We start from the raw sequence: 9,706 nt of genomic DNA, 5'->3' as shown, positions 1-9,706 counted from the left end.
GAAGAGAGTCGACCATGAAAGCAGTAGCCAATGACCTGACAGGACAAGTGCGCCCCGGTGTGCTTTCGCTGTCGATCAAGGAAAAGTCCGCCTTGTTTGCGGCGTACATGCCCTTTATCAAGGGCGGCGGGCTGTTCATCCCCACCAACAAAAGCTACAAGATGGGCGAGGAAGTGTTCATGCTGTTGACCCTGATGGAAGACCCCGCCAAGCTGCCGGTATCGGGCAAGGTGGTGTGGGTGACGCCCGCCGGCGCCCATGGCAGCCGCACCCAGGGCGTCGGAGTGCAGTTTGCTGCCAACGAAAGCGGCAAGGCGGCGCAAAACAAGATTGAAGGTTTGCTCGGCGGTTCGTTAAAATCGGCGCGTCCCACCCACACCATGTAGGGCAGGTGCAAGACCCAAGTGACAAGAGCGGCGCTCACGCGCCTTCAAGAACCTGGATCTTGCACTCTGTGCCTTGAATCTTGTACCTGAAATGTTCGTCGATTCCCACTGCCACATCAATTTTCCCGACCTCGCCGGCAAGCTGCCCGAGATATTCGACCTCATGGCGGCCAACCGGGTGAGCCATGCGCTATGCATCGGCGTGGAACTGGAAACATTCCCGGAAATCCGCGCGCTCGCCGAGGCGTATCCGAATGTGTATGCCTCGGTCGGAGTGCACCCCGACCACGAGGACTGCACCGAACCGACGGTGGAGGAACTGGTTGCGCTGGCCGATCACCCCAGGGTGGTGGCGATCGGCGAGACCGGGCTGGATTATTTCAGGCTGAACGGCGACCTCGAATGGCAGCGCGAGCGCTTCCGCACCCATATCCGCGCGGCGCGGGCCTGTCGTAAACCTTTGGTCATCCACACCCGCGCCGCGGCCGACGACACCCTGCGCATCATGCGCGAGGAACGGGCGGGCGAGGCGGGCGGGGTGATGCACTGCTTCACCGAAAGCCTGGCGGTGGCGGAAGCCGCCATCGAGCTGGGGTTTTACATTTCGTTTTCCGGCATCGTCACCTTCAAGAACGCCGCCGCGCTGCGCGAGGTGGCGGCGGCCATCCCGCTGGAGCGCATGCTGATCGAGACCGACTCGCCCTACCTGGCGCCGGTGCCGCATCGCGGGCAGACCAACCAGCCGGGCTTCGTCAGGCACGTGGCGGAGGAAATCGGGCGGGTGCGCGGCATCAGCGCCGAAGCGGTGGGCGACGCCACCACGCAGAACTTCTTCCGGCTGTTTGCCGCTGCACGGCCGGACTGAAACCGCACGGCCGTGCGGCTCGCCGCTTACTGCCCGAAGAAGGACTTCACCTTGTCCATGAACGACTGCGCGCGCGGATTGTTGTTGCGCCCAGGGCTTAATGCCTCGAACTCGCGCAGCAGTTCCTTCTGACGCTCGGACAGGTTCACCGGCGTCTCCACCAGCATGTGGCACAGCAGGTCGCCCGGCGCGTGGCTGCGCACGCCCTTGATGCCCTTGCCGCGCAGGCGGAACACCTTGCCCGACTGCGTTTCGGCCGGAATCTTGATCTTGGCGTGGCCGTCCAGGGTGGGGATTTCGACTTCGCCGCCGAGCGCGGCGGTGGCAAAGCTGATCGGCATCTCGCAATGCAGGTCGTCGCCGTCGCGCTTGAATACCGGGTGATCCTTGAGGTGGATCACCACATAGAGGTCGCCCGGCGGACCGCCGTTGACGCCGGCTTCGCCTTCGCCGGCGAGGCGGATGCGGTCGCCGCTGTCGACCCCGGCGGGAATCTTGACCGACAGCGTCTTGTGTTTCTTGACGCGGCCTTCGCCATGGCAGGCGGTGCAGGGATCGGCCACCATCTTGCCGGTGCCGCCGCAACGCGGACAGGTCTGCTGCACCGAGAAGAAGCCTTGCTGGATGCGGACCTGGCCGTGACCGCCGCAGGTGGTGCAGGTAGTCGGCTGGGTGCCGGGCTTGGCGCCGCTGCCGTGGCACACGCCGCATTCTTCCAGGGTCGGAATGCGGATCTTGGTTTCGGTGCCGTGCGCGGCTTCTTCCAGCCCGATTTCCAGGTTGTAGCGCAGGTCGGCACCGCGATACACGCGGTCGCGGCGGCTGCCGCCGCCGCCACCGCCGAAGATGTCGCCGAAGATATCGGAGAAGGCATCGGAAAATCCGCCGCCGCCGAAGCCGCCGCCCATGCCGGCCTGCTGGTCGATCCCGGCGTGGCCGAACTGGTCGTACGCGGCGCGCTTGTCCGAGTCGGACAGGATTTCATAGGCCAGCTTGGCTTCCTTGAATTTCTCCTCCGCGCCCTTGTCGTCCGGGTTGCGGTCGGGGTGATGCTTCATGGCCAGCTTGCGGTAGGCCTTCTTGATTTCTTCGTCCGAGGCGTTCTTGGTGACGCCGAGGACTTCATAGTAGTCGCGTTTGCTCATTTTCTAGGATCTAGGGGCTAGGATTTAGGATCTAGGGGCTAGGGTGGAGCCGGAAAAGGAAAAGCCGCGCAACGCGCGACTTCCCCTAGCCCCTAGATCCTAGCCCCTAGCCCCTTACTTGTCCTTCACTTCCTCAAATTCGGCGTCGACCACGTTGTCGTCCGCCGCGCCGCCGGCACCGGCGGCCTCACCCGGCTGCGCCTGGGCCTGCTCGGTTTTGTACATCTGCTCGGCAAGCTTGTGGCTGGCGGTGGCGAGTGCGTTGGTCTTGGCTTCGATGGCGTCCTTGTCGCCCTCGCGCACGGCGTCTTCGCACTCCTTCAGCGCGGCTTCGATCGCCGCCTTTTCGTCGGCCGACACCTTGTCGCCGTATTCGGCCAGCGACTTCTTCACCGAATGGATCATGCTGTCCGCCGCGTTGCGGGCAGTGGCCAGTTCGAGCGCCTTGTGGTCCTCGGCGGCGTTGGCTTCGGCGTCCTTCACCATGCGCTGGATTTCCTCCTCACTCAGACCGGAACTGGCCTGGATGCGGATGGTGTTTTCCTTGCCGGTGGCCTTGTCCTTGGCCGAGACGTGCAGGATGCCGTTGGCGTCGATGTCGAAGGTGACCTCGATCTGCGGCATGCCGCGCGGCGCCGGCGGAATGTCGGACAGGTTGAACTGGCCGAGGCTCTTGTTGCCCGAGGCGATTTCGCGCTCGCCCTGCAGCACGTGCACCGTCACCGCGCTCTGGTTGTCGTCGGCGGTGGAGAACACCTGGCTGGCCTTGGTCGGGATGGTGGTGTTCTTCGGGATCAGCTTGGTCATCACGCCGCCCAGGGTCTCGATACCCAGCGACAGCGGCGTCACGTCGAGCAGCAGCACATCCTTCACTTCGCCCTGCAGCACGCCGCCCTGGATCGCGGCACCCACGGCCACGGCCTCGTCCGGGTTGACGTCGCGGCGCGGCTCCTTGCCGAAGAAGTCCTTCACCACATCCATCACCTTGGGCATGCGGGTCTGGCCGCCGACCAGGATGACGTCGTCGATCTGCGAGGTGGAGAGGCCGGCGTCCTTCAGCGCCATCTTGCACGGCTCGATGGTGCGCGCGATCAACTCTTCGACCAGGCTCTCGAACTTGGCGCGGGTGATCTTCACCGCGAGGTGCTTGGGACCGGAGGCGTCCGCCGTGATGTAGGGCAGGTTGACCTCGGTCTGCTGTGCAGACGACAGCTCAATCTTGGCCTTTTCCGCCGCTTCCTTCAGGCGCTGCAGCGCGAGCACATCCTTCTTCAGGTCGACGCCCTGTTCCTTCTTGAACTCTTCCGCAATGTAGTCGATCAGGCGCTGGTCGAAATCCTCGCCGCCGAGGAAGGTGTCGCCGTTGGTCGACAGCACTTCGAACTGGTGCTCGCCGTCCATCTCGGCAATTTCGATGATCGAAATGTCGAAGGTGCCGCCGCCGAGGTCATACACGGCGATCTTGCGGTCGCCTTCCTTCTTGTCCATGCCGAAGGCCAGTGCGGCCGCGGTCGGCTCGTTGATGATGCGCTTGACTTCGAGGCCGGCGATGCGGCCGGCGTCCTTGGTGGCCTGGCGCTGGCTGTCGTTGAAATAGGCCGGCACCGTGATGACGGCTTCGGTCACTTCCTCGCCGAGGTAGTCCTCGGCGGTCTTCTTCATCTTGCGCAGGGTCTCGGCCGACACCTGCTGCGCGGCCATCTTCTTGTCGCGCACCTCGACCCAGGCGTCGCCGTTGTCGGCCTTGACGATCTTGTAGGGCATCAGGCCGATGTCCTTCTGCACTTCCTTCTCCTCGAAGCGGCGGCCGATCAGGCGCTTCACCGCGAACAGGGTGTTCTTCGGGTTGGTGACCGCCTGGCGCTTGGCCGGCGCGCCGACCAGGATTTCGCCATCTTCGGTGTAGGCCACGACGGACGGCGTGGTGCGCGCGCCTTCGGCGTTTTCGATCACCTTCGGCGTGCCGTTTTCCATCACCGCCACGCAGGAGTTGGTGGTACCCAGGTCAATGCCAATAATGCGTCCCATGATGCGTTCCTTCTAAAAAAGTTCTAATTGATTTAAATGTGGGGGGGGCGGCGCCCATTTCAAGGCTGATGCCGGGCGGGCCGGCTCAATCCTTGCCTTTGGCCACCATCACCAGCGCCGGCCGCAGGGTGCGCTCGTGCAGGCGATAGCCTTTCTGCAGCACGGTAACGACCGTATTGGCGGGCTGCTCGGACTCGACCACCTGGATGGCTTGATGCAGATGCGGATCGAACTTCTCGCCCATCGGATCAATGTCGTGCAAATTGAACTTTCCAAATACCGCAACCAACTGCTTCAGGGTCAGCTCGACGCCGTCCTTCATGTTCTCCACGTTTGGCGAGTCGGCCGCCAGCGCAGCTTCCAGGCTGTCCTTCACCGCCAGCAGTTCGCCGGCGAAGTTTTCCACCGCGAACTTGCGTGCCTTGTCGACGTCTTCCGCCGCGCGGCGGCGCATGTTCTCGGTCTCCGCCTTGGCGCGCAGCCAGGCGTCGTGATGCTCGGCCGCCTGCAACTCGGCTGCCTTCAGCAGCTCTTCCGGGCTGGGCATGATTTCCTTGACGGGATGGCTTTCGGCCGCTTCCGCATTGATTTTGATGTCGTCCTGCATATCTGGGCTCCCAATTGTTCTCGCGGGTAAGTGGGGCCGAACCAGGCGGATTCAATAGGGGGGCAGTATTTTTTCATCGCCGCTGTCCGGACGGGGCGGGGCGCATTTCGATTTGCTGCGCGCGGGGGCTTCCGGTATGATGCGCGGCTCCCGGAGAGGTGGATGAGTGGTTTAAGTCGCACGCCTGGAAAGCGTGTTTAGGATAATATCCTAACGCGGGTTCGAATCCCGCCCTCTCCGCCATTATGCAAAAAACCCCGTAAATTTCAATCGTTTACGGGGTTTTTATTTTGCAGGACAGCTTGCTTGAGGTTGACTGCGAGAAAGCCGAAAACAGGACTATATCAAGTTGAAGTGTGCCCGAATTGTGCCGGAGTTGTCCTGTTGTTGTCCTCACTTGATGTGACGGATTTGTGCGGCGAATTTGTGCCTGTGATTGCTTGACAGGCACTGGCGAGTGCGGCCATAGTCAGGCCATGCTTGGCTACGACATAGACAATCTGGCTCTATATTTTGTTGGCGATTCCGGACAAAAAGAGGTTCGGAGCGTTTGGACGCTCAACGCCGTCTGTTTGACTTTCTGTGCATCTTGCTTTGGTGCGATTGCTTTTGCTGGAGCGGCAGGAATGGTGATCGCGTTTGCCCTCATATGGATGGCAAGACGCGCCGCCAGGAAAATTTGTGCATCATCCCATGCATTCAATTGGCTGCTCCGACAGGGGTGGGCAGAGGGGCGGTCGTTGGCGCAGGCTGCTGTCAACATGTTCCGCCTGCTCGGTCAGAAGTCAAACCGCTATACCGCTCACTCTCTTGGCATTGCTTACGGCAAACTGGGGATTCCCAAGGCCACTCTGGCCAACAAGCTCTTCCGCCCCAATAGGTTTAGCCGCGCGTGATGCGGCTTAGGGCGTAGCAGCCCACCCTTGGCGCATCCACTGGCGCGCGCAAACAATCCAGTATTTTCATAGCCTGGGCTGCGTCCTCACTGGAGGCACGCAGATGCTCTCTCTATTGCTCGACATCGATGATGTCGCAAAATTAATCAAACTAAGCCCGGCAACCATCGAAAACTGGGCCTATGGCCGCAAACCAGCACCAGCAGGATTCCCCGCTCCTATCAAAGTTGGACGGTTGCTCCGTTATCGCCGCGCAGACATCGAGGTTTGGATTGGCGGACTTGGCACACCAAGTACTCCTGTCCCAAGCGGTGCAGTGGCCCCCTTGTTACGAGCCAAGCCAAAACGGCTCCGTGGCCGTCCTCGCAAGATGGAGGCTGCGCTATGAGCGACGAGCTGGTCCGGATAGGGGAGGTTCATTATTCCAAGCCGATGGCTCGAGCATTGTTGCGCGATGTCAGGTTAAGTTTCGGCGCGCGTGGACTCTTTGCCTTTTTGTGGGATTTGCCGAAAGGCTGGAAGCCGAATCTGGCCCATCTGGTCACGATGAACCCAAAAGGGCGAGAAGCTGTGCTCTCCTTGATACGGGAGCTGGAACGCGTCGGTGCAATGCGTATGGAGTCGATCAAGACGCACGATGGCACTTTTGCCGGGCGTCGATGGGTTCTTTACACGCCAGAGCAATGGGCAAACGAAGCACCCCTGAAAAGCCAACCGTCGAACATGGAAACCGAAGATCGGGTTTCCCGTAGTTCGGGTTTTCCGAACCACGGATTGGCAACTGCTAAGGTTCAGCAAGCTCAAGGTTCTGCTACGCAAGATTCTGCAAAGGAAGCAGCATGCCGCCTGCGGCAGGCTGGAGATTCTGCTGCGCCTGGCGGATCGTCTCAAAAGCGGAGGAGACGCCGACCTACAGGGATTGTTACCTGGACAGCTGACGATGAAGCCGAAGCGCAGCGCATCGAGCTTGCGTATTCGTCCGAACTGGTTGCGACAGGAATCGAGTCAGCCCAAAAGGACGGTCGGCAGCCTTTGCCTGGCATCGTTGAGGAGTCCATCCAGCGATTGATGGAGGCGAAGGCTGGATCGGGCCGTCAAACAGAGCTACGCGCACGAATCATTCAGGATATGCAGGAGCGGATCGAAGCCAGTGCCGATATTGTGGCGAATGGTGAGAAGCTGCTTTCCAGCGTGCGTTCGGGAGGACGTGCGCATGATGCCCAAGAGTGAAACCCCAAGGCGCACAGGGGCTGAAATCCTGGCCTGGACAGCCTGAGAAAAGCCATTATTATTTGGCGCGATTCTCATGATTCGCGCCAAACAAACAGTTTAAGTGGCGCAATCAAGCCGTTGCGCGCCAAATAAACTGGCCGAGACTGTGCGCGCCATCGTTCGCGATGGACAGCCCTCCGTCGAAACAGCGATTCTCGCCATCATGCCCACGACGGTGGTGCAGGCGGATCGGCCGCGCTTTGTCGCACTGGCACTGGAGGAATTCAAAACCCTTCACGCCGGCAATGCCATTCGCTTTGGCTTGCGCCCACTGGAATTTGCCGCCTGGCAGGAGATGGGTGCCGAACGTGGCTGAAAAAATATGAACCTGGGCTGGCGCATGGTGAAATTCGGTGAGGTGGTGTGCCTGACCTAGGTGCGCCGTGCCGATCCACTCACCGATGGAGTCGATCGATACGTCGGCTTGGAACGTATGGAGCCCGGTGATTAGCGCATCCGCAGTTGGGGCAATGTGGCGGATAGGGTGACCTTCAATCGGGCTCCACTGTTCGAGCAGTCCTGGGCTCAGGCGGCACACCTGACTTGCCCGCCAGCCGCCATAGTTCGCGGATGGCGAGCCAGTGCGAGTATGCGGTTGCTGGTGAGAGTGCCCGGTGGACCTTCCAGTAGCTGATGACGTGGTTTCTGCCCACCTGGCCGAATGAGTGTGCACCCAGCGAGGCGCAATGCTCGGCGAAAGCGAGCATGCGTGCCCGCTGCTGGCGGCGGTTGTCCTTGCCACCCGTGCGGCCGTAACCCCGGGTCAAGAACTCGGCCTCCTTGATCAGCTTCATGTTCCCCGACCCCCTATGTATTCGGCAACGACCTCGATGCGGTCGTGCCCAAGCTCATGGCTAATCTGCTCGCGGGCATCGCGGTCGACCTGACGATCCTCAATATGGCCGCCCATCACCGGGGCGGCGCGGCCGGTCAGAGCCTCGTAGCGTTCGCAGGCATAGGCGGCACGCAGATCGTGGTAACCATCGATCCCGTGCGTCTGGATCGCCTCGCGGCCATCGCGCAACCCGCCCTCGCGCCATTCCCGCCATGAAGCCTCGGTCGGGATCAGGTTTCGGCCGTTGCCTTGCACCTCGGCGGCGCGCGAAAGTACTTCAAGTTGCATAGTAGACGAGTGCGGAATCTCGCGTGTCCTGCCGCCCTTGGTCCCCTCGCTGATCGTCACGGTGCCGGTTCTTCTGGCTTCCGCGAGGGCGGTGCGGGTATCCAGCAGGCTTGCCTCTTTGGAACGCAGCCCGAACTCCCGGGCGAGTTCCGCAATGCACGCCTGGCGCACCATCCCGGACTCGCGCATCGCTTCCACCGCCCGGCTGAACGTCTGTCGATCGACACCGACCGGCGCATCCTCGCGGATGGCAGATCGCTGCTCGATGCCGCATTCCCTGGTCGGCGACACGCTTTGCCACTCACCACGCGTGGCTTGCGTCATAACTGTGTTTACTGCGCTGACAAGGTTCTGGGCGTAGCTGGCGGCCATATCGCCCTGCTGCACAAGGTCGGCCAGCTTGCGCCCGTACTCGCGCACCTGCTCGGCGTCGATACGCTCCATGCGCCCAATCCCTTTTTCTTTCGCGTAGCTGGCAAACTTCGAGAAGCGATCCGCGATCGCATCGACCGACGCAAATGACAGTTCCCCGCGCCCCACCGCCTGATCGAGCGCGATCCGGCCTGCGCTCGACATGTCGCGTGTACCCAGCCCGTAATTTCGGGACATATTTTCTTCTCCCGGCCCATCTCCATAGCATTGAGCTGTGGCATGGGCAGCGTTCCTGTTTCAATAGGAACCCGCATCCGCAGTGCAATGGCTTTTGGCTCATGCAACGCAGGCTTGCAGCGGTATTCCGGTTCACCCCAAGACCATTTGATGCACGGTGAGTGTTACTCGCTCGCGATGCGTTCGCGGCAAACGTGGGGGGTGGCAGTTTCTATAGCGCGGCCTGGCGCTCTCTAGTCCTGATATGCCGTAGTTCGCTGATCTCGCTGGTGCGGGTCAGGCTCGCCGACCGCGCAATATGCGGTCGGGCTCCAGGTCCACGATCAGGGGCAGGTTGGCTGTTCGTCCGATCACGCGTTTTCACGCGCGGTTGATTGCTTGGAATCGCCCGTTGGGCGGGCGATTCCGGGTGCCGTCGGCGCCCGTCTCTGTGCCGGGGCACAGAGACGGGCGTGCTGCATCAACTGGGCTTGATTGATACAAGCATTGATTGATACTCCGCCACACGAAAACTGAGGACAGCATTTCGTGTGGGGCAGGGTGCACCCGGTTGGTGTGCATGAAAAACGCCGACTGAAAGGAGCGAGGGGCGCTCCCTTGGTGGGAGCTTTTGAGGGGGTAAACCACGATGGAATTCCAGATCCGAAGACCCGCCGTTTTCAGGAACTGAACGGCATTGAAGGGCAATGCGTAACGCGCATCGGTCGAGCTGATACTGACAGCCAGCAGTGAAACATCGGTCTTCAGATTGCCGAAAAGTTTTTGGAGTGTCAAT

Annotated in this window: 11 protein-coding genes and 1 tRNA gene; 7 read left to right on the top strand and 5 right to left on the bottom strand. The window is 61.3% G+C overall.

All coding sequences use genetic code 11. The annotated features are described in order from the left end of the window. Nucleotides 1-14: 14 nt before the first annotated feature. Nucleotides 15-386 (top strand): PilZ domain-containing protein, encoded by a 372-nt coding sequence (locus BGO62_RS08720; protein ID WP_296641409.1) that lies wholly within the window; start codon nt 15-17, stop codon nt 384-386. 91 nt (nt 387-477) lie between these two features. Continuing rightward, nucleotides 478-1,251, top strand: coding sequence for a TatD family hydrolase (locus BGO62_RS08715; RefSeq protein ID WP_296641408.1), 774 nt, complete (start codon nt 478-480; stop codon nt 1,249-1,251). Nucleotides 1,252-1,277: 26 nt separating this feature from the next. Here BGO62_RS08715 and dnaJ read toward each other — a convergent pair whose 3' ends face one another. From dnaJ to grpE, 3 genes are all read right to left on the bottom strand, one after another. Next, complete coding sequence (gene dnaJ, locus BGO62_RS08710) at nt 1,278-2,396, bottom strand: molecular chaperone DnaJ (protein ID WP_296641404.1); 1,119 nt, start codon at nt 2,394-2,396, stop codon at nt 1,278-1,280. Nucleotides 2,397-2,510: 114 nt separating this feature from the next. After that, nucleotides 2,511-4,424 (bottom strand): molecular chaperone DnaK, encoded by a 1,914-nt coding sequence (gene dnaK / locus BGO62_RS08705; RefSeq protein ID WP_296641402.1) that lies wholly within the window; start codon nt 4,422-4,424, stop codon nt 2,511-2,513. 85 nt (nt 4,425-4,509) lie between these two features. Then, complete coding sequence (gene grpE, locus BGO62_RS08700; RefSeq protein WP_296641400.1) at nt 4,510-5,031, bottom strand: nucleotide exchange factor GrpE; 522 nt, start codon at nt 5,029-5,031, stop codon at nt 4,510-4,512. Nucleotides 5,032-5,183: 152 nt separating this feature from the next. Here grpE and BGO62_RS08695 point away from each other — a divergent pair. From BGO62_RS08695 to BGO62_RS08680, 5 genes are all read left to right on the top strand, one after another. Next, nucleotides 5,184-5,274 (top strand) — tRNA-Ser (locus BGO62_RS08695). Between the two features lie 233 nt (nt 5,275-5,507). After that, the gene (locus BGO62_RS08690; RefSeq protein WP_296641398.1) at nt 5,508-5,927 is read left to right on the top strand and encodes a hypothetical protein; all 420 of its coding nucleotides are present in this window, start codon (nt 5,508-5,510) and stop codon (nt 5,925-5,927) included. A 103-nt stretch (nt 5,928-6,030) separates the two neighbouring features. Beyond that, a complete protein-coding gene (locus BGO62_RS16375) occupies nt 6,031-6,315 on the top strand; it encodes a helix-turn-helix domain-containing protein (protein WP_363924062.1) in 285 nt (94 codons plus the stop codon). After that, complete coding sequence (locus BGO62_RS08685) at nt 6,312-7,157, top strand: hypothetical protein (RefSeq protein ID WP_296641397.1); 846 nt, start codon at nt 6,312-6,314, stop codon at nt 7,155-7,157. Before BGO62_RS16375 ends, BGO62_RS08685 begins: the two co-directional genes overlap by 4 nt. A 148-nt stretch (nt 7,158-7,305) precedes the next feature. Further along, nucleotides 7,306-7,515 (top strand): hypothetical protein, encoded by a 210-nt coding sequence (locus tag BGO62_RS08680; protein WP_296641394.1) that lies wholly within the window; start codon nt 7,306-7,308, stop codon nt 7,513-7,515. Between the two features lie 175 nt (nt 7,516-7,690). Here BGO62_RS08680 and BGO62_RS08675 read toward each other — a convergent pair whose 3' ends face one another. Further along, on the bottom strand, nt 7,691-7,993 hold the full coding sequence (locus BGO62_RS08675) for a hypothetical protein (RefSeq protein WP_296641391.1): 303 nt from the start codon (nt 7,991-7,993) through the stop codon (nt 7,691-7,693). Beyond that, nucleotides 7,990-8,931: an integrase domain-containing protein gene (locus BGO62_RS08670; RefSeq protein WP_296641389.1), complete on the bottom strand. Its 942-nt coding sequence runs from the start codon at nt 8,929-8,931 to the stop codon at nt 7,990-7,992. The genes BGO62_RS08675 and BGO62_RS08670 overlap by 4 nt, the downstream gene beginning before the upstream one ends. Nucleotides 8,932-9,706: the final 775 nt, after the last annotated feature.

This window comes from Thiobacillus sp. 65-1402 (assembly GCF_001897685.1).
In the GTDB taxonomy this organism is placed as follows: domain Bacteria; phylum Pseudomonadota; class Gammaproteobacteria; order Burkholderiales; family Thiobacillaceae; genus Thiobacillus.
The sequence above is the reverse complement of the archived record's forward strand: the minus strand, read 5'-3'. Positions and strand labels throughout refer to the sequence as shown.